General features: G+C 64.2%; 17 protein-coding genes. 7 read left to right on the top strand and 10 right to left on the bottom strand.

Features of this window, described 5'->3' with window-relative positions; all coding sequences use genetic code 11:
* The first annotated feature begins 13 nt into the window (after positions 1 to 13).
* Positions 14 to 1,012: an SDR family NAD(P)-dependent oxidoreductase gene (locus ACKOED_RS02625; protein ID WP_408915022.1), complete on the top strand. Its 999-nt coding sequence runs from the start codon at positions 14 to 16 to the stop codon at positions 1,010 to 1,012.
* An 83-nt stretch (positions 1,013 to 1,095) separates the two neighbouring features.
* Here the strand turns inward: ACKOED_RS02625 and ACKOED_RS02620 are convergent, their stop codons facing one another.
* Together ACKOED_RS02620 and ACKOED_RS02615 are read right to left on the bottom strand one after the other, a co-directional pair.
* On the bottom strand, positions 1,096 to 1,929 hold the full coding sequence (locus ACKOED_RS02620) for a phosphoenolpyruvate hydrolase family protein (protein ID WP_408915021.1): 834 nt from the start codon (positions 1,927 to 1,929) through the stop codon (positions 1,096 to 1,098).
* Positions 1,930 to 1,939: 10 nt separating this feature from the next.
* Positions 1,940 to 2,776, bottom strand: coding sequence for a 3-keto-5-aminohexanoate cleavage protein (locus tag ACKOED_RS02615; RefSeq protein WP_408915020.1), 837 nt, complete (start codon positions 2,774 to 2,776; stop codon positions 1,940 to 1,942).
* 310 nt (positions 2,777 to 3,086) lie between these two features.
* Between ACKOED_RS02615 and ACKOED_RS02610 the strand changes: the two genes are divergently transcribed.
* From ACKOED_RS02610 to otnI, 4 genes are all read left to right on the top strand, one after another.
* Positions 3,087 to 3,626, top strand: a complete 540-nt coding sequence (locus ACKOED_RS02610; RefSeq protein ID WP_408915019.1) for a TRAP transporter small permease subunit — start codon at positions 3,087 to 3,089, stop codon at positions 3,624 to 3,626.
* Positions 3,627 to 3,641: 15 nt separating this feature from the next.
* Positions 3,642 to 5,054 (top strand): TRAP transporter large permease subunit, encoded by a 1,413-nt coding sequence (locus ACKOED_RS02605; protein ID WP_408915018.1) that lies wholly within the window; start codon positions 3,642 to 3,644, stop codon positions 5,052 to 5,054.
* A gap of 50 nt (positions 5,055 to 5,104) precedes the next feature.
* Positions 5,105 to 6,196, top strand: a complete 1,092-nt coding sequence (locus tag ACKOED_RS02600; RefSeq protein WP_408915017.1) for a TRAP transporter substrate-binding protein — start codon at positions 5,105 to 5,107, stop codon at positions 6,194 to 6,196.
* Positions 6,197 to 6,376: 180 nt separating this feature from the next.
* On the top strand, positions 6,377 to 7,144 hold the full coding sequence (gene otnI / locus ACKOED_RS02595; protein ID WP_408915044.1) for a 2-oxo-tetronate isomerase: 768 nt from the start codon (positions 6,377 to 6,379) through the stop codon (positions 7,142 to 7,144).
* A gap of 3 nt (positions 7,145 to 7,147) precedes the next feature.
* Here the strand turns inward: otnI and ACKOED_RS02590 are convergent, their stop codons facing one another.
* The 5 genes from ACKOED_RS02590 to ACKOED_RS02570 all read right to left on the bottom strand — a co-directional run bounded on the left by ACKOED_RS02590 (position 7,148) and on the right by ACKOED_RS02570 (position 9,739).
* Positions 7,148 to 7,576 (bottom strand): BLUF domain-containing protein, encoded by a 429-nt coding sequence (locus ACKOED_RS02590; RefSeq protein ID WP_408915016.1) that lies wholly within the window; start codon positions 7,574 to 7,576, stop codon positions 7,148 to 7,150.
* An 8-nt stretch (positions 7,577 to 7,584) separates the two neighbouring features.
* Positions 7,585 to 8,298, bottom strand: coding sequence for a GTP cyclohydrolase I (gene folE / locus ACKOED_RS02585; protein WP_408915015.1), 714 nt, complete (start codon positions 8,296 to 8,298; stop codon positions 7,585 to 7,587).
* A gap of 46 nt (positions 8,299 to 8,344) precedes the next feature.
* Entirely contained in the window at positions 8,345 to 8,806 is a 462-nt protein-coding gene (locus ACKOED_RS02580; RefSeq protein WP_408915014.1) for a GNAT family N-acetyltransferase, read from the bottom strand.
* Position 8,807: 1 nt separating this feature from the next.
* Positions 8,808 to 9,365 (bottom strand): helix-turn-helix domain-containing protein, encoded by a 558-nt coding sequence (locus ACKOED_RS02575; RefSeq protein WP_408915013.1) that lies wholly within the window; start codon positions 9,363 to 9,365, stop codon positions 8,808 to 8,810.
* A gap of 248 nt (positions 9,366 to 9,613) precedes the next feature.
* The gene (locus tag ACKOED_RS02570) at positions 9,614 to 9,739 is read right to left on the bottom strand and encodes a hypothetical protein (RefSeq protein ID WP_408915012.1); all 126 of its coding nucleotides are present in this window, start codon (positions 9,737 to 9,739) and stop codon (positions 9,614 to 9,616) included.
* Between the two features lie 67 nt (positions 9,740 to 9,806).
* Between ACKOED_RS02570 and gltB the strand changes: the two genes are divergently transcribed.
* Positions 9,807 to 14,480, top strand: a complete 4,674-nt coding sequence (gltB, locus tag ACKOED_RS02565) for a glutamate synthase large subunit (RefSeq protein ID WP_408915011.1) — start codon at positions 9,807 to 9,809, stop codon at positions 14,478 to 14,480.
* A gap of 1 nt (position 14,481) precedes the next feature.
* On the top strand, positions 14,482 to 15,900 hold the full coding sequence (locus tag ACKOED_RS02560; protein ID WP_408915010.1) for a glutamate synthase subunit beta: 1,419 nt from the start codon (positions 14,482 to 14,484) through the stop codon (positions 15,898 to 15,900).
* A gap of 435 nt (positions 15,901 to 16,335) precedes the next feature.
* Here the strand turns inward: ACKOED_RS02560 and ACKOED_RS02555 are convergent, their stop codons facing one another.
* The 3 genes from ACKOED_RS02555 to ACKOED_RS02545 are packed head-to-tail and all read right to left on the bottom strand — an operon-like array spanning position 16,336 to position 19,763.
* Positions 16,336 to 17,403 carry an ABC transporter ATP-binding protein gene (locus tag ACKOED_RS02555; RefSeq protein WP_408915009.1) on the bottom strand — a complete coding sequence of 356 codons (1,068 nt, stop codon included), beginning with the start codon at positions 17,401 to 17,403 and terminating at the stop codon, positions 16,336 to 16,338.
* Between the two features lie 24 nt (positions 17,404 to 17,427).
* Entirely contained in the window at positions 17,428 to 18,612 is a 1,185-nt protein-coding gene (locus ACKOED_RS02550) for a carbohydrate ABC transporter permease (RefSeq protein WP_408915008.1), read from the bottom strand.
* Positions 18,609 to 19,763, bottom strand: a complete 1,155-nt coding sequence (locus tag ACKOED_RS02545) for a carbohydrate ABC transporter permease (RefSeq protein ID WP_408915007.1) — start codon at positions 19,761 to 19,763, stop codon at positions 18,609 to 18,611. Before ACKOED_RS02545 ends, ACKOED_RS02550 begins: the two co-directional genes overlap by 4 nt.

Genomic DNA, 19,763 nt, shown 5'->3' with positions numbered 1-19,763 from the left:
CAAGGAGTGTGCGATGGAAAGACGCGATGCGATGATCACCATGGCGGCGGCGGCGTCCGGCGCGGCGCTTGGCTCGGGCCTTGCCGGCGCCCAGGCGGCCGCGCCCAGCGAGGGAAATGCCGTGGTCAATATCGCGCCGCCCGATCCCAACGCGTTCATTCCCGGGCGCTTCGCCGGCAAGACCTTCATCGTCACCGGCTCGGCGCGCGGCATGGGCGCCGGCGCGGCGCTCCGCCTGGCGCGCGAGGGCGCCAATGTGGTGGGCGTCGACTGGCTCAGGGACCTCGGCGAGGAAACCGCGGCCCAGGTGCGCCAGGCCGGCGGCCGCATGGTGTTCGTGCATGGCGATATCGGCGAGGCCGCCACTGGCGAGGCGGCGGTCGAAGCGGCGGCGGCCAATTTCGGCGGGCTTGACGGCGCCATCAACAATGCCGGGGTGATGGACGGCGTCTATTCCGGCGAGCCGCCGGATTTCGAGGCCCAGCGCCCACTCGTCTTCGCGCCGATCCATGAGGCGACCGAGGAATACTGGACGAAAGTCTTCCGCACCAATGCAACCGGCACCTTTCTCACGCTGCGCGCCCAGCTGCGGTTTCTGGTCAAGCAGCGGCGCGGCGGGGCGATCGTCAATGTCGGCTCCATCGCCGGCATGACCGGGCTTGCCGGCAACCCCGCCTATGTGGCGAGCAAGCACGCCCTGAACGGGCTCACCCGCAACGCGGCGATCGATTATGCGCCCTATGGCATCCGGGTGAATTCGGTGAACATGGCGGCGACCGACACCCCGATGGTGGCCCGCGCAGGAGCGCTGGTCGCGGCTTCGATGAAGGTTGCGCAGGGACCGGCGATGGGCAGCATCAAGACCAACAGCATCCTGTCCTACACCGCCACCGATCACCGCCCGGCAACGGTCGCCGAGCAGGTTGGCATGATGCTCTTCCTGCTTTCCGACGAGGCGGCGAACTTCACTGGCGCAATCTTTGCCACCGATGGCGGCTGGACGGCTTATTAGAGAAAGTGCCGGTCTGACTGAATCGCGCGGTACAGTGGCCGCGGACGTCCAGGCCGCGCCGCTTCAAAGAGACCGTTTCTTGCTCAACTGAAGGTCAATGCCTTGAACGCCCTGGTCTGCGCGGTGAGCGCGGTCTCGACCGGCAGCCGCTCCATCGACGAGGCGCCGTAGAAGCCGTGGCAGTTGCGGGTGTTGCGGAAGATGAACTCCGCATCAGCCGGCATTGACACCGGGCCGCCATGCACGATGACGATCGCCTCCTTGTTGACCCTGAGCGCCGCCTCCGCCCATTCATCGACCAGTGCTGGGCAATCGGCGAGCTTCAGCGCCGTCCTGGAGCCGATGCTGCCGCCGGTGGTGAGGCCCAGATGGCAGACGATGATGTCCGCCCCGGCCGCCGCCATCGCCGCGGCCTCGCCGGCATTGAACACGTAAGGGGTGGTCAGCATGTCCTTGTCATGGGCGAGCCGGATCATGTCCACCTCGAGCCCGTAGGACATGCCGGTCTCCTCCAGATTGGCGCGCAGGATACCGTCAATGAGGCCCACGGTTGGGAAGTTCTGCACGCCGGAGAAACCCAGCGCCTTCAGGTCATCGAGGAACTTGTCGAAGATGCAGAACGGGTCAGTGCCGTTGACACCGGCCAGCACCGGCGTTCGTTTGGTGACGGGCAGCACTTCGCGCGCCATCTCCATCACGATGTCATTGGCATTGCCATAGGCGAGAATGCCGGAGAGCGAGCCGCGCCCGGCCATGCGGTAGCGGCCCGAATTATAGATGACGATCAGGTCGATGCCGCCCTCTTCCTCGCATTTGGCGGAAAGCCCGGTGCCGGCCCCGCCGCCGATGATCGGGATGCGGCGGCGCTTCATGTCCTGGAACCTGGCGACAAGGGCCTGTCGTTCGAAACGGGGCATAGGGGGGTCCTCAACTGGTGGCGGGGGCAAGGCCCAGAATGGCGCGGGCTTCGGCGGCGCTTGCCGGGTGGCGGTCATGGCTGGCGCAGAGTGCGGCGAGGCGGGCCACCAGTTCGGCGTTGGAGGCGGCAAGGCGGCTCGCGTCCCAGCGGACATTGTCCTCAAGCCCCGTGCGGCAATGGCCGCCGCGTTCGAGGCACCAGCGGTTGACCTCCAGCTGGTGGCGGCCGATGCCCGCCGCGACCCAGGTCGATTCCGGGGCCAGCCGCGTCACTTCATCGACCATGAAATCGAAGGCCTGGCGCACCGCCGGCATGGCGTTCTTAACCCCCATCACGAATTGCACGTGCAGGGGCCGCCGCAACAGGCCCTCATCGGCGAGCGCCAGCGCCTGATAGAGCATCGAGAGATCGAACACCTCGATCTCCGGCTTGACGTTGTGGTCCAGCATTTTCCGCGCCAGAAAGCGGATGAGCTCCGGCGGATTTTCATAGATGATGCTGGGGAAGTTGCAGGAGCCCGTCGAGAGCGAGGCCATGTCGCAGCCCAGGTGCAGCATGCCGCCGCGCGCCGTGCCCTGGCCGGAGCGGCCGCCGGTCGAGAACTGCACGATCATGCCCGGGCAATGGCGGCGCAGGCCTTCGAGCAGCCTGGCGAAACGCTCCGGGTCGGAGGTCGGCGTCTGATCGTCGTTCCTCACATGCACATGGGCGATGCTGGCCCCGGCCTCGAAGGCGGCATGGGTCGATTCCACCTGTTCGGAAACGGTGATCGGCACCGCGGGGTTATGCTCCTTGCGCGGAACCGAACCGGTGATCGCCACCGTGATGATGCAGGGCGTGGTCATGCCTTCGCCTCATAAAGCAAGACCGTGGCCGATACCACGGGGAGCCGTATCGCCGGCGAAAGGCGGTTTCCAGGACCAGCGGGCGGCGGCGGCGCCCGCAACAACGGACATGAACGCGGCATCCGTATCTTTACCAACAGTGTAATGCACGCTTCCGCGGACGCGGCACCCGCGGGTTTTGATCGCTTCTCGGCGCGGCCGGGGAGATTGGCCAAACGCCGGCTCTATGCCGCCCACAAAGTCCTTGCATCCGGACGCCTGCTGGCGTTCAACTTGCCATCACGACTGGGTTATAAAGGCCAGACCCCCGATGACCTCGCTGTTGCCGCTGTCCCGCGCCATTGACCGGCTGAGCCAGTATGCGGCGGCGGTTGCGGCGGTGTTCGGTTTTCTGAGCTGCTTCATCAGCGCCGCCAATGCGGTATCCCGCTATCTGTTCGACGCCTCGTCCAATGCCTGGCTGGAAATCCAGTGGCAGCTTTTCGCCGCCACTTTCCTGCTCGGCGCCGCCTGGGTTCTCAAGCTCAACGAGCATGTGCGGGTTGATCTCATCTACAGCGGCCTTTCGCCCCGGGGAAGGCTGAAGGTCGATATCTTCGGCTTTCTGTTCTTCTTCTTCCCCTTCTGCATCCTGATGCTGGACATGACGGTGCCGTGGTTCTTGCGGAGCTACTGGTCCGGGGAGGGGTCGGCCAATGCCGGCGGCCTGCCGGTCTGGCCGGTGAAGGCCCTGCTGCCGGTTGGTTTCGCATTGTTGCTGCTCCAGGGCCTATCCGAATTCATCAAGCGCATCGCGGCGCTGCGCGGCGTCACCGGCCTCGTCGCCGGCTACGAGAAGCCCCTGCAATGATGGCGGAGGCTGCCCATGCTTGACTATGGCCTGCTGGCGCCCGCCATGTTCGCGGGCCTCATCATCTTCCTGCTGGTGGGCTTTCCGGTGGCCTTTTCGCTGGCCACGCTCGGATTGTTCTTCAGCTTCATCGCCATCGAGACCGGCTATTTCGGGGTTGAGTTCCTGCAGGCCCTGCCGGCGCGCGTCTTCGGCCTCATGTCGAATGAGCTGTTGCTGGCCATTCCGTTCTTCACCCTGATGGGCGTGGTGCTGGAGAAGTCCGGCCTCGCCGAGGATTTGATGGAAGGCTTCGGGCAACTGTTCGGCCCGGTGCCGGGCGGGCTTGCCCAGGCGGTGATCTATGTCGGCGCCATCCTCGGCGCCATCACCGGCACGGTGGCGGCGAGCGTCATCGCCATTGGCATGATCGCCATCCCGATCATGATGCGCTACGGCTATGACATGAAGATCGGCACCGGCGTCATCGCCGCTTCCGGCACCATCACCCAGGTGATTCCACCATCGCTGGTGCTGATCGTGCTGGCCTTCCAGCTGGGCGTGCCGGTGGGCGACATGTATCTCGGCGCCATCGGGCCGTCGATCGCCCAGGTGCTGCTGTTCTCGGGCTTCATCGCGCTGGTGTCGCTGTTGCAGCCGCACCGGGTGCCGGCGCTGCCGCCCGAGGCCCGGACGCTGAAGGGCTTCGCCCTTTGGTCCAAGGTGGCCTGGGGCATGGTGCCGTCGCTCGTCCTCATCTTCCTCGTGCTCGGCACCATCTTCATGGGCATCGCCTCGCCGACCGAGGCCGGCGCCATGGGCTCGATGGGCGCCATCATTCTGGCCATCGCGCATCGCCGCTTCACCCGCAAGATGCTGTGGGAATCGATGGACGGCACCATGCGCATCACCGCCATGGTGATCTTCATCCTGATCGGCGCCACGGTGTTCAGCCTGGTGTTCCAGGGCGTCAATGGCGGCAAATGGATCGAGCATCTGCTGAGCCACATTCCCGGCGGCCGCCTCGGCTTCCTGATCTTCGTCAACGTCTTCGTGTTCTTCATCGCCTTCTTCCTCGATTTCTTCGAGATCGTGTTCATCATCGTGCCGCTGCTGATTCCCACGGCGGTGGCGCTTGACATCGACCTTGTGTGGCTGGGCGTTCTCCTGTGCGTGAACATGCAGACGGCCTTCATGCACCCGCCCTTCGGCTTCGCGCTGTTCTATCTGCGCGGCATCGCGCCGCCTGAAATCAAGAGCCGGGACATTTACCTGGGCTCCATTCCATGGATCATCCTGCAGCTCATCCTGGTGGCGCTGATCATCACCTTCCCGGCCATCGTCGATTACTGGATCGCGCCCGAAGCGGTCCTGAACGTCGCCGACGTGCAGCAGCAGCTTGACCAGATCCAGCTGCCCACCATAGAAACCCCGTCCATTAATCCGTAATCCGGGCCGGGCCGTATCCCGCCAATAACTTGCAAAATGGGAGGACTGACATGAAAAGACGTAATCTTCTGACCGCCGCCGCCACCGGCACGGTCGCTGCCGCGGCGCTTGCCGCCCCGGCCATCGCGCAATCGTCGCCCAAGCTCAGCTGGCGGCTCACCTCCGGCTTTCCCAAGGCGCTGGACACCATTTATGGCGCCGCCGAGGAATTCTCCAAGACCGTGGCTGAGGCCACCGACGGCAATTTCCAGATCCAGGTCTTCGCGGCGGGCGAAATCGTGCCGATGCCGGAAGCCGCCGACACGGTTGCCGCCGGCACCGTCGAGATGACGCACACGGCGAGCTATTATTATTGGGGCAAGAACCCGGTCTATGCGCTGGGCACCGCCGTGCCCTTCAGCCTCAATGCCCGCGGCATGAACGCCTGGTTCTACCATGGCGGCGGCATCGACATGATGAACGAGTTCTACCACAGCCAGAACCTGCACATGCTGCCGGGCGGCAACACCGGCGTCCAGATGGGCGGCTGGTGGCGCAAGGAAATCCACAGTGTCGCTGACCTGCAGGGCGTCAAGATGCGCATCGGCGGCATGGGCGGCAAGGTGATGGAGGCGCTCGGCGTGGTGCCGCAGCAGATTCCGGGCGGCGAGATCTATCCCTCGCTGGAGCGCGGCGCCATCGACGCGGCCGAATGGGTGGGGCCTTATGACGACCAGAAGCTCGGCCTCAACAAGGTGGCCCAGTTCTATTACTACCCCGGCTTCTGGGAAGGCGGCCCGGCGCTCAACTTCATGATCAACCTCGCCAAGTGGAACGAGTTGCCGAAGAATTACCAGGCCATCGTGTCGGCGGCGGCCGCCACCGCCAACCTGTCGATGCTGGCGAAGTATGACGCCCGCAACCCGCAGGCCCTGAAATCGCTGATCGGCGGCGGCGCCCAGCTTCGCCCCTATCCGGATGACGTGATGGCCAAGGCCTATGAGGCGGCGAACGCCCTCTATGCGAAGATCTCGGCTGAGAACCCGGAGTTCAAGAAGATCCTGGAAAGCCAGTTCGCGTTCCGAAACGAAGCCAATCTGTGGAACCAGGTGGCGGAACTCACCTTCGACGTGTTCATGATCCGCAACCGCCCGAAAGGCTGATCAACGCCGCAGCGGGGGCCGGCGCCGTTACTTCAGGCCGGTTTCTGCGATTTCGACTGACGACATCTAACGTCCCCCGGGTCTTGTTGCCCCGGGGGGCTTTCATTGATGGAAGCCGTATTCTTCTGGCCAGGGCACTGCGCGCTGGACCATGATTGTGATCGGTCCCGCGAGGGCGCCATGCCGAAATTCGCCGCCAACCTGTCGATGATGTTCACCGAATGGAGCCTGCTTGACCGTTTCGCGGCCGCCGCCGACCACGGCTTCCAGGCCGTCGAAATCCTGTTTCCCTATGCCCATGCGCCAGACGAGATCGCCCGGCGGCTTGAGGATGCGAAGCTTGCGCTGGCGCTGTTCAACCTGCCGCCCGGCAACTGGGAGGCGGGTGAGCGCGGGCTGGCTGCCGTCCCCGGGCGAGAGGCGGCGTTCCAGGCGGGGCTGCAAACCGCCCTGCCCTATGCCGAGGCCTGCGCCGTCAAGCGCCTGCATCTGATGAGCGGGCACGGCGAGCGGGCCGACCCGAAGGCCCGCGAAGCCTATGTCAACGCCATCCGCCACGCCTGCGCCGTTACCGCGCCGCGCGGCATCGACATTCTGATCGAGCCGATCAACGGTCGTGATATGCCGGGCTATTTCCTGAACGACTTCGGCTACGCCGCGGAACTCATCCGCACCCTGGGCCTTCCGAACCTCAGGCTGCAATACGACATCTACCACCGCCAGATCCTGCATGGCGATGTGCTGCGGAGCCTCGAAGCTCTGCTGCCGCTGATCGGCCATGTGCAGACATCCTCGGTGCCAAACCGCCACGAGCCGGGAACGGGCGAACTCGATGACGCGCGGATTTTCCGCCATCTCGACGAGATCGGTTATGAGGGTTTCGTAGGCTGCGAATACCGCCCGGCGGGCGGAACGCTGGACGGTCTGTCGTGGATGAAGGCGGTTTGAGGCTCAGCCAAGCCTTGTGTGCACCGCCGCACTGTCCACGAGTTCGTCGAGCAGCGCCATGGTGGCCGCGCCGGAACTGGCGAAGGGGTCGAGCTCGGCGCGCACATGGTATTTGAGCAGCAGGCCGGGGTTGACCTTGGAAAGATCGACGCGGCCCATCGTCCAGTTCGAGAACTTGCGCTCGCGGATTTCCTCGAACACCAGAAGCCGCACATTGGCATGGCGCTGGTCCCGCACGATGGAATTATAGAGATCGCAGACCTCGTCGCGGCTGCCTTCCAGCACCTGGATGAAGACATCGCCACTGTGGCAGAGAATGCCGGTGATGCCGCGCGCCGGATTGTTGATCCGTGAGCTTTCGAGAATGTCCTCGATCATCGCGTTGGAGAGGTTCGAGGCAGCGCGGCTTGCGTAGACACAGCGGACCATCATGCTGGTAATCAGTCCTTCAAATTGACAAGCGAGAGGAATTCGCGGCGCAGCGACGGGTTCTTGAGGAAAGCGCCGCGCATCACGCTGTTCACCATCTTGGCGCCGGTGTCCTTGACGCCGCGCCAGTGCATGCAGAAGTGATCCGCCTCCATGACCACGGCGAGCCCGTCGGGCGCCACCTTGCTCATCAGCAGATCGGCCACCTGGGCGATGGCTTCCTCCTGAATCTGGGGCCGCGACATGATCCATTCGGCGAGGCGCGCATATTTCGAGAGTCCGATCAGGTTGGAATGCTCGTTCGGCAACAGGCCGATCCACAGCCGGCCCATGATCGGGCAGAAATGGTGGCTGCAGGCGCTGCGCACGGTGATCGGGCCGACGATCATCAGCTCGTTCAGATATTCGGCATTGGGAAATTCGGTAACCGGCGGCGGCGCCACATAGCGGCCGCGGAACACCTCGTTCAGATACATCTTGGCCACCCGCCGGGCGGTGTCCGGGGTGTTGTGATCATGCTCGACATCGATGACCAGGCTTTCGAGCACGCCCTTCATCTTGCCCGCCACCTCTTCAAGCAACGCGTCCATCTCGCCCGGCTCGATGAAGGCCGCGATGTTGTCGTTGGCGTGATAGCGCTTCTTGGCCGCCTCGATGCGCGCGCGGATGCGCGCCGAAACCGGACCGGCCTTGCCTTCAGGCGCATTCGCGGGTGGTTTGTCCATCGCCATTACTTAGCAGCGCCGTCCCGCCGATACAACCGTTCCGGCCTCAGGCGGCAATGCCGCGCGTCAGGAACAGGCTGTAGGGATCGGGGCGGTAGCCGCCAAACGGCCCGCATTCGGTAAAACCATGCGCCTTGTAAAGCGCCACCGCGGGCGCAAAGTAAGCGAAGGAGCCAGTTTCAAGACTCAGGCGCCTGAGGCCCCGCGTCCGCGATGTTGCGATGATATGGCGCAGGATCGCGCCGCCCACGCCGCGGCGGCGCGCGCTTTCCGCGGTGTGCATGGACTTCACTTCGCCATGCGTGCCGTCAAGCGGTTTCATGGCGCCAATACCCAGCAGCGTCTCGCCCTCCCATGCCGCCCAGAAATCAATGCCGGGCGCTGCGAGCTTATCGAGGCTGAACACATGGCAGCTGCCCGGCGGGGTCACCTCATGGCATTTGTCGTAATGATGGCGCAGCAGCGCCACGATGCGCCGGTCTGTCAGATCGCCGCGGATGATCTCCATGTCACACCATGAACAGAAGATATCTGGCGCCGGATTCCGCCGGCGTCTCGAACAGGCTTTCGCCATGCAACCGGTAGCGCAGGCAATCGCCTCGCGAGAGGCGATGGCGAATACCGTCCACGGTCAGCATCAAGGCGCCATCGCGCATCACCAGATGATGGTCGAGGCCGGGGCGCGGCGGGCGGTCATAGGCGATGCGGGTTCCGGGATTGAGGTCGACTTCGATAACTTCTCCGGCAAGGCCCGGCGCGGGTGGCGAGACGGCAAGGCGATGATAACCGGTCTCGGGGTCTGTCCAGGCCATCTGTTCATCGCGGCGGATGAGCGGCGTGAAGCCCTCCTCCACCAGGATCATGAGCCGCGACAGGGTGAGGCCAAAGGCAGCGCAGACCCGGCACAGCACGGCAGCGGTGGGGCTGACCTCGCCGTTCTCGATACGCGACAGGCTGGCGCGGCTGACCCCGCTCCGGCGGGCCAGTTCCTCCAGCGGCCACTGCCGTTCGCCGCGCAAGGCCCGGATCTGTTCAGCAATACGGCGTTCAACCGTCACTTGTTCCATATTTGAAATAACATCCCAAATACGGGACAAATCAATATGCCAAAAGGACTCTGGCTGATTCCCTTCTTGCACTGTAACGCTCAATCTGCCATAAGCAGATAGGACAGGGACACTGTCCTTTCGCGGCGATTAACAAGGTATGTGGACTCCCGGATGACCCGGAATACGGCCACCAAGACCCTGAGCGCAACGGCCAAAACGGCCGGCGCCGCCGCATGCCTGCCCCCGGCGGCGCGCCGCAAACGCACCTAACGGGCGAAGGGCTCAAAGGGCAGGATGCCCGGGAGTTCGATCGCCTGAACCGGTCCGGCAGCCGAGCCAAGGCTGCCCAGCCCGGCCAGATCGGCACCCCGCGCATCATATAAGAACGGCAATACCGGCCTCCGGCAGCGGAAGCCGGTGCGGCGACAAGGGTTGAGGAAGACGCAAGGAGTATCGGCCATGACCATCCAGTACCGGCCTGAAGGACTTCCCGAGGCGCATGGGCTTTACGACCCGCGCAACGAGCACGATGCCTGCGGCATCGGGCTGATCGCCGACATCCACAACCGCAAGAGCCATCGCATGATTGCCGATGGCCTGTCGATCCTCAAGAACCTCGAGCACCGCGGCGCGGTGGGCGCCGACCCCAAGGCTGGCGACGGCGCCGGCCTGTTGCTGCAGATCCCGCATGATTTCTTCGTGGAAGAGGCCGCGCGCCTTGGCTTCGAGCTTCCCGGCCCTGGCCATTATGGCGTCGGCCAGCTGTTCATGCCGCGCGAGCCCGTCTACCGCCAGGACATCGAGCGCATCTGGTGGGAAACCACCCGCGAGGAAGGCCTCAAGGTTCTGGGCTGGCGCGACGTTCCGGTCGATTCCTCCGTACTCGGATATTCGGTGAAGGGCACGGAGCCCGTACACCGCCAGGTGTTCATCGGGCGCGGGCCCACCATCCGCGACGAGGCGCATTTCGAGCGCAAGCTGTTCGTCTGCCGCAAGGTGGTCTCGAACCGCGTGCTCGATGTGCTTGGCCAGCGCGCCAGGACCTATTACCCGGTGTCGGTTTCGGCGCGCACCCTCGTCTACAAGGGCCTCGTCCTGGGCAAGGACCTCGGCGCCTATTACCGCGACCTGGAGGACGAGCGGCTTCAATCCGCCTTCGCCATGGTGCACCAGCGCTTCTCCACCAACACCTTTCCCAGCTGGCCGCTCGCCCACCCCTACCGCTTCGTCTGCCACAACGGCGAGATCAACACGGTGCGCGGCAACTATAACTGGATGGCGGCGCGCCAGGCCAACATGCGCTCCGACATTCTGGGCGAGGACCTCTCCAAGCTGTGGCCGATTTCCTATGAAGGCCAGTCGGACACCGCCTGCTTCGACAACGCGCTCGAATTCCTGACCATGGGCGGCTATTCGCTGCCGCATGCCATGATGATGCTGATCCCCGAGGCCTGGGCGGGCAACCCGCTGATGGACGAGGACCGCCGCGCCTTCTACGAATACCACGCCGCGCTGATGGAGCCGTGGGACGGCCCCGCCGCCATGGTGTTCACCGACGGCCGCATGATCGGCGCCACGCTGGACCGCAACGGCTTGCGCCCCTCGCGCTACCTGACCAGCGCGGATGGCCGCATCCTGCTCGCCTCCGAAATGGGCTGCCTGCAGTTCGCCGAGGAGAACATTACCCACAAGTGGCGGCTGCAGCCCGGCAAGATGCTGCTGATCGACCTCGAGCAAAAGCGCATCATCGCCGACGAGGAGTTGAAGAGGGAACTCGCTGCCGCCCACCCCTACAAGGACTGGCTGAAGCGCACCCAGATCGTGCTCAAGGACCTGCCCGCCCCAAAGACCAGGCGCGCCAGGTCCACCGTGGCCCTGCTCGACCGCCAGCAGGCCTTCGGCTACACCCAGGAAGACCTCAAGATCCTGATGGCGCCGATGGCCCAGACCGGACAGGAGGCTGTGGGATCGATGGGCAATGACGCGCCGATCTCGGCGCTGTCCGACCGGCCCAAGCTGCTCGACACCTATTTCAAGCAGAACTTCGCGCAGGTGACGAACCCGCCCATCGACCCGATCCGCGAGGAGCTGGTGATGTCGCTCGTGTCGTTCATCGGGCCCCGGCCCAACCTGCTCGATCTCAAGGGCACCTCGGCGCATATGCGGCTCGAGGTGGCGCAGCCCATCCTCACCAATGACGACCTCGAGCGCATCCGCACCATCGGCGCGGTGGCCGACAATCCATTCCGCACCGCCACCATCGACATCACCTATGATGTGGCCAACGGACACCAATACATGGAAGCCGCTCTCGATTCGGTGTGCGCTCTCGCCGAACGCGCGGTGAAGGACGGCTACAACATCATCATCCTGTCGGACCGCGCGGTTTCCGCCGAGCGGGTGCCGATCCCGTCGCTGCTCGCCACCTCGGCCACCCATCACCACCTGATCCGCAAGGGCCTGCGCACCTCGGTGGGACTTGTCGTCGAAACCGGCGAGGCCCGCGAAGTGCATCAGTTCTGCGTGCTGGCCGGCTATGGCGCCGAGGCCATCAACCCCTATCTCGCCTTCGAGACGCTGGAAGACATGCTGCCGACGCTCGAGGAGAAGATCACCGCCTACGAGGCGCAGAAGCGCTACATCAAGGCCATCGACAAGGGCATTCTCAAGGTGATGTCCAAGATGGGCATCTCCACCTACCAGTCCTATTGCGGCGCGCAGATCTTTGACGCGGTCGGGCTTTCCTCCGATTTCGTAAGCAAGTATTTCACCGGCACCTCTTCGCAGATCGAGGGCGTGGGGCTGCTCGAAATCGCCGAGGAGGCGTTCCGCCGCCATGAGGATGCCTTCGGCGAAAACCCCGTGTTCCGCGCCGCGCTCGACGTGGGCGGCGATTATGCCCAGCGCATCCGCGGCGAGGCGCATGTGTGGAACGCCGAGACCATCACCAACCTCCAGCACGCGGTGCGCGGCAACGCCAGGGACAAGTATCAGGCCTTCGCCAGGCTGGTGAACGAGCAGTCCGAGCGGCTGAAGACCATGCGCGGCCTGTTCCGCATCAGGTCAGCCGAGGAGATGGGGCGCAAGCCCATCGATGTGAGCGAGGTGGAGCCCGCTGCCGCCATCGTCAAGCGCTTCGCAACGGGCGCCATGTCCTTCGGCTCGATCAGCCGCGAGGCGCACACCACGCTGGCGATCGCCATGAACCGCATCGGCGGCAAGTCCAACACCGGCGAGGGCGGCGAGGAAGCGGACCGCTTCAAGCCGCTGCCCAACGGCGATTCGATGCGTTCGGCCATCAAGCAGGTGGCGTCGGGCCGCTTCGGGGTAACGGCGGAGTATCTCGTCAACTCCGACATGATGCAGATCAAGATGGCGCAGGGGGCAAAGCCCGGCGAGGGCGGCCAGCTTCCCGGCCACAAGGTTGACGCCACCATCGCCAAGGTGCGCCATTCGACGCCGGGCGTGGGCCTGATCTCGCCGCCGCCGCACCATGACATCTATTCGATCGAGGACCTGGCGCAGCTGATCTTCGACCTGAAGAACGTCAATCCGGCCGGCCAGGTTTCGGTGAAGCTCGTCTCCGAAGTGGGTGTGGGCACCGTGGCGGCGGGCGTGTCCAAGGCACATGCCGACCACGTGACGATCTCGGGCTATGAGGGCGGCACCGGCGCATCGCCGCTGACCTCGATCAAGCATGCGGGCCTGCCCTGGGAGATCGGCCTTGCCGAAACCCAGCAGACGCTGGTTGCCAATGACCTGCGCGGGCGCATCGCGGTGCAGGCCGACGGCGGCATCCGCACGGGGAGCGACGGGGTGATCGCGGCCTTGCTCGGCGCCGACGAGATCGGCTTTGCCACCGCGCCGCTGATCGCGGCCGGCTGCATCATGATGCGGAAGTGCCATCTGAACACTTGCCCGGTGGGTGTGGCCACCCAGGACCCCGAGCTCCGCAAGCGCTTCAAGGGCGAGCCCGAGCATGTGATCAATTATTTCTTCTTCGTCGCCGAGGAAGTGCGCGAGCAGCTGGCGGCCATGGGGCTCAAGAACTTCGACGAACTCATCGGCGAGACGCAGTGGCTCGACCAGTCAATGGCGATTGCCCACTGGAAGGCGCGCGGCCTCGATTTCAGCCGTATCTTCGCCAAGCCCGATGTGGTGGGCCCGGTCCCCACCCGCAAGGTGACGGCGCAGGACCACGGCATCGATCGCGTGCTCGACCGCAAGCTGATCGCCGCCGCCGAGCCGGCGCTGGCGCGCGGGGAAGCTGTGAGGATCGAGACGGAGATCCACAACTATGACCGCACGGCGGGCGCCATGCTGTCCGGCGAGGTGGCCAAGCGCTATGGCCATGCCGGGCTTCCCGAAGACACCATTATGGTGAAGCTCCGCGGCATCGCCGGCCAGAGCTTCGGGGCCTGGGCGGCGCGCGGCGTCACCCTTGAGCTCACCGGCGAGGCCAATGACTATGCCGGCAAGGGCCTGTCGGGCGGCAAGCTCATCGTGCGCCCGCATGACAAGATCGGCTTCGTGCCCGAGCGCTCGATTATCGTCGGCAACACCGTGCTCTATGGCGCGATCACCGGCGAGTGCTATTTCCGCGGCGTGGCGGGCGAGCGTTTCGCGGTCAGGAATTCCGGCGCCGTGGCGGTGGTCGAAGGCGTTGGCGACCATGGCTGCGAATACATGACCGGCGGCTGCGTGCTGGTGATCGGCGAGACCGGGCGCAACTTCGCGGCCGGCATGTCCGGCGGCGTTGCCTATGTGCTGGACGAGGGCGGCGATTTCGCCAAGCGCTGCAACCTGGCCATGGTCGACCTGCAGCCGGTTCCGGCCGAGGAGGCGACCCGCGAGAAGCTGCACCACGCGGCGGGCGACCTGCACAACCATGGTCTGGTCGACGTCACCTCGCACATGGACCGGCGCGACGCCGAGCGCGTGTGGGAGCTGTTGTCGCGGCACCTGCGCTACACGGGCTCATCGCGCGCCCGGACGATCCTTGACAACTGGGCCAGCTTCCTGCCGAAATTCGTGAAGGTGATGCCGGTGGAATATGCCCGCGCGCTTCAGGAGCTGGAAGCCGCGCAGAAGCACAGCGACGGCATGACGATCGGCGTCAAGAGGAGTGCGTGAGATGGGCAAGGTAACGGGTTTCCTCGAGATCGAGCGGCAGGACCGGAAATACACCCCGGCCGCTGACCGTGTGCGCAATTACAAGGAATTCGTGATTCCGCTTTCCGAAGAAAGCGTGAAGAGCCAGGCGGCGCGCTGCATGAATTGCGGCATTCCCTATTGCCACAACGGCTGCCCGGTGAACAACCAGATCCCGGACTGGAACGACCTCGTCTATCTCGGCGACTGGGAGGAGGCCTCGCGCAATCTCCATTCGACCAATAATTTTCCGGAATTCACGGGCCGCGTTTGCCCCGCGCCCTGCGAGGCCTCCTGCACGCTGAACCTCGAGGATACGCCGGTCACCATCAAGACCATCGAATGCGCGATCGTCGACAAGGCCTGGGAGAACGGCTGGATCAAGCCCGAGTCCTACCGCGGCAAGACCGGCAAGAAAGTGGCGGTGATCGGCTCCGGCCCGGCTGGCCTTGCCGCCGCCCAGCAGCTGGCGCGCGCCGGCCACAACGTGCATGTGTTCGAGAAGAACGGCAAGGCCGGCGGCCTCCTTCGCTACGGCATCCCCGATTTCAAGATGCAAAAGCACCTGATCGACCGCCGCCTCGCGGTGATGGAGGCGGAAGGCGTTACCTTCCACTACGGCGTCAACATCGGCGTCACCCAGGATGCCCGGCAGATCGCCGACAGTTTCGACGCAGTGGTGCTGGCGGGAGGCTCCGAGAAGCCGCGCGACCTGCCGATCCCGGGCCGCGACCTCGCCGGCATTCACTTCGCCATGGACTTCCTGCCGCAGCAGAACCGCCGCGTTTCCAAGGAGCCGCCACTCGACAACCGCCCGGTTCTGGCGGCGGAGAAGCACGTGGTGGTGATCGGCGGCGGCGACACGGGCTCCGACTGCATTGGAACCTCGGTTCGCCAGGGCGCGCTCTCGGTGACCCAGCTCGAAGTGATGCCAAAGCCGCCCGAGACGGAAAACAAGCTTCTCACCTGGCCGAACTGGCCGCTCAAGCTGCGCACGTCGTCCTCGCACATGGAAGGCGCGGAACGCGATTTCTCGGTGATGACCAAGGCGTTCTCCGGCGAAAATGGCGAAGTGAAAAAGCTTCACTGCGTGAAGGTCGATGCCGCCATGAAGGAAGTGCCGGGCAGCGATTTCGAGATCAAGGCCGATCTGGTGCTGCTGGCCATGGGCTTCGTCCATCCGGTGCATGACGGCATGCTCAAGGCGCTGGGCGTCAAGCTCGACGGCCGCGGCAATGTCGAGGCCAATGTCGCGAACTACAAGACCTCAACGCCGAAGGTGTTCTCGGCGGGCGACATGCGCCGCGGCCAGTCGCTGGTGGTGTGGGCGATCCGCGAGGGCCGCCAGGCAGCCCGCGCCGTGGACGAGTATCTGATGGGCGAGACCACCCTGCCGCGCTGAAGCAGCCTGCGTCATTTCCAGGTCATGATTGCCGTTGCAGTGTCTCCTCAGTTTTCGTTGCAATGCCGGCCGGGAATCGCCTGACGGTCAGAGCAGAATGCCTCTTCATGGCGCTTCCATTGTCCTGTCCCGCTGACGGAGCGGCAGAAGGCATGGGAGACATGACGGGAAGAACGGCGGCCGCGCTTCACCGCCCGCGCCATTGGGGCACCGGGCAGTCATTCTTGTGAGTATCAAGCCGCGTAATGCTCATCATGCCAAGATCTGATCCGGGCGTCCTCCTGCCACCGCCACGAACAGGATTGCCGGGTCAAGCGGGCGATGATGAGAGTTTGCTGTCTGGAACACCTGCGTTCAATTGATCAGCCGATGCTCCAGAGCGGCACAAGTTGAGCTGAAATCAATCTCAAGTTTTATCCTCCTCGCGGGGAGGGATCAGCGGATGCGCGCGCCGCTTTCGGCATCGAACACAAACAGCCGGTCCCTGGTGAAGGAAACCCCGACCGCCTCACCCGTGGCGCCGGCAAAATCCTTTGACGCCTTCACGGTGAGCATGTCCTGGCCAGCCTTCACGGTAACCAGCGTGTGGTCGCCGATCAGTTCGACTGCATAGATTTCGGCGCTCAAATGGCCCTGGCCGGTGGCGGTGACGGCGCAATCCTCCGGCCTTGCCCCGAGAATGGCTTTGGCAATGCGCCCCGCCACCGGAACATCCACACCGCCGCCGCGGGTCTGGAACCGGGATCCGTCAAGCGCGCCGTGGACCACGTTCATGGGCGGCGAGCCGATGAATTGCGCCACGAACAGGTTGGCGGGATCATTGTAGATTTTCGCAGGCGTATCCAGCTGCTGCAAGACGCCCTTTTCGAGGATCGCCACGCGGTGCGCCAGCGTCATCGCCTCGATCTGGTCATGCGTCACATAGATGGTGGTTGTGCCAAGCTCCGACTGCATGTGCTTGAGTTCAGCCCGCATATGGCCGCGCAGCTTGGCGTCCAGGTTGGAAAGCGGCTCATCCATCAGGAACACCGAGGGCCGCCGCACCATGGCGCGCGCCAGCGCCACGCGCTGCCGCTGCCCGCCGGAAAGCTGGCGCGGATAGCGGTCCAGCAGCTGGTCGATCTGCACCTGGGCCGCCGCCTCGCGAATGGCTGTGTCCTGCTGGTCCTTCGGCACCTTGCGCACCTTGAGCGGAAAGCCGATGTTTTCCGCCACCGTCTTGTGCGGGTAAAGCGCGTAAGACTGGAACACCATCGAGACGTCACGATATTTGGGCAGTACCTCGGTGACGTCGCGGTCGCCGATCAGGATGCGGCCGGACGAGGCCGTCTCGAGCCCCGCAAGGATACGCAGCGCCGTGGTCTTGCCGGGGCCGGACGCCCCGAGCAGCACCAGAAACTCGCCGGGCGCCACTTGCAGCGAGAGCTCCTCCAGAACCCGCACCGGCCCGAAGGATTTCGCGATGCGGTCGAACGTGACGGGTACGCCTGCCGATGAAGCCATTGCCGAACCCCTGCCCCCTCTTCCCTAACCCTTGACCGCGCCCAGCAGCACACCCCGGGCAATGAAGCGCTGCAGGATGATGGCCATGATGATAACCGGAATGATCATGATGACGATAACGGCGCACATTTCCCACCACAGGATGCCTTTTTCGCCGGCGTTCTTGGCGGCCACCATGATCGGCATGGTCTGCGCCCTGGACGTGGAAAGGAAGACGGCGAAGAGATATTCGTTCCAGTTCAGGATCAGCGTGAGCAGCGTCGTGGCGGCCAGGCCCGGCCGGGTCAATGGCAGCACGATCTCCCAGAAGATGCCAAAGCGGCTGGAGCCATCGAGCTGGGCCGATTCCTCCAGTTCGATCGGCAGGCTGGCAAAGAAATCATGCATCAGCCACACCACGATCGGGAGGTTGGCCACCGCATAGACGATGATCAGCGCCAGATGCGAGTCGAGAAGCCCCACCGCCTGGAACATCATGTAGATGGGGATGATCACCACGATGGGCGGCAGGATGCGCTGCGAGATGATCCAGAACAGAATGTCGCCGTTGCCGAGCGTGGACTTGAAACGCTTGCCGAAGGCGCGGGCCAGCAAGAAGAACAGCGCCAGCGCCACGGCGGCGCTCACATACCACGGAATGCCGGCATAGCTTGTGGCGGCGATCATGGCGAGCGCCAGCAGGATGAAGACGATGACGTTGCCGAATTTCGGCTTGTATTGCACGCGCGCCAGCGCATAGGCCGCCATGCTGCCCACCGCCACGCAGAGCGCCGTCGAGGCGACGCCGATCACCAGCGAGTTGGTGAAGGCGAGGTAGGTCTTGCAGATTTGCGGCTCCATCGGACTGAGAGCAATCAACGGCGACACCAGGAAGGCGAAGGCGTTGTAAAAAAGCAGCACGACTTGCCGGCCCACCGAATAGAGATCGCAATTGGCATCCGCCGTGAGATGCACGCGCCAGGCATCGAGATTGGGTTGGAAATCAACGAAAGGAATATAGAACGGCCCCTGGTTGACGGCAGCGGCGTCCTTGAAGGCGGTGATCACCACCCAGTAGATCGGGAAAATCACGAACAGCGACCAGAAGGCGAGCAGGCCGTAGGCGACGATTTTCGCAACCGGCGACATCTTGCCAACCGATGGCGGCTCGAACAGCCTCTCCATGAGACTGCGGCCGGATTCTTCAAACTTGAGGGACGAAGCGCTCATTTGGCCTTCCTCAACTGACCGAGCACCACATAGTTGAAGAACGAGGCGCAGACCACGACGGTGAGGATGAGCAACAGATAGGCCACCGCGGCGGAGGAGCCCATGTCATTCGCCCGCCAGAGGAAATAGGAATGCAGCGTCATCGACTCGGTGGCAATGCCGGGGCCGCCGGAGGTCATGATATTGGGCAGATCGACGATCTTGAAGGCCTCGATCATGCGGATCAGGATGACGGTCACGGCCACCGGCACGATCTGCGGCCAGGTGATGTCGCGGAAGATCTGCACGCCCGACGCGCCATCGACTTGCGCGGCCTCGACCTGGTCGCGCGAGACGTTCTCGAGTGCGGCCAGCATGACGATGAAGATGAAGGGAATCCACTGCCAGGAATCGCCCAGGATCACGAACCAGCGGGCGGCCCAGGCATCCGTCGACCAGGCCCAGTCGCGCAGCCCGATGGCGTCCCATAATGGCTGCAGCGGGCCCTTGGTGATGTCCAGCACCATCTTGAAGGCATAGCCGACGCCCAGGGGCGTGATCATCAGCGGGATGAAGAACAGCACCCGGAAGAAATTTTTGCCCGAGATCGGCTGCGAGCAAAGAAAGGCAAGCCCGGTGCCGATCACGAACTGCACGGTGCAGCCGACCACCACATAGAACAGCGTGGTCATCAGCGTGCCCCAGGGATTGCCAGAGAGCAGCGTGGCGCCGAGGATAAAGCCGAGGAACACGAACATGGCCGCCGAAATCAGCCGGCCCGCCATGCCGATCCACGATGCGCCCTTGCGCCAGGACCGGTACAGCCACCACAGCGCCAGCGCCAGCGCCACGAAGGAAAACGCCCAGCCCAGCAGGCTGACATTGGCGAGCTTGCCGAGGAAATGCGCCTGCTCGTTGCCGGAGAACTGGGCGAGGAAATTGTCGAACCAGACGAAACGGAACCTGAGGCCGTTGGCGGTGAATTTCACCCGGCTCAGCGCGAAGACAATGGAATAGAAGGTGGGAAAGATCGCGAAGATCAGAATGAGGATGACAGCGGGCGCGATGAAGAAGGTGCGCGAATGGCGGTCAACCCATTCGCTCCAGCTGCCGGCCCCAAACGGGCCAGCCGGGGAATTCCCCGGCTGGTATGTCGTTTCAGCAGATGGCAT

Origin of the sequence: Aestuariivirga sp. (assembly GCF_046093005.1) — a bacterium.
In the GTDB taxonomy this organism is placed as follows: Bacteria; Pseudomonadota; Alphaproteobacteria; order Rhizobiales; family Aestuariivirgaceae; genus Aestuariivirga.
The sequence above is the reverse complement of the archived record's forward strand: the minus strand, read 5'-3'. Positions and strand labels throughout refer to the sequence as shown.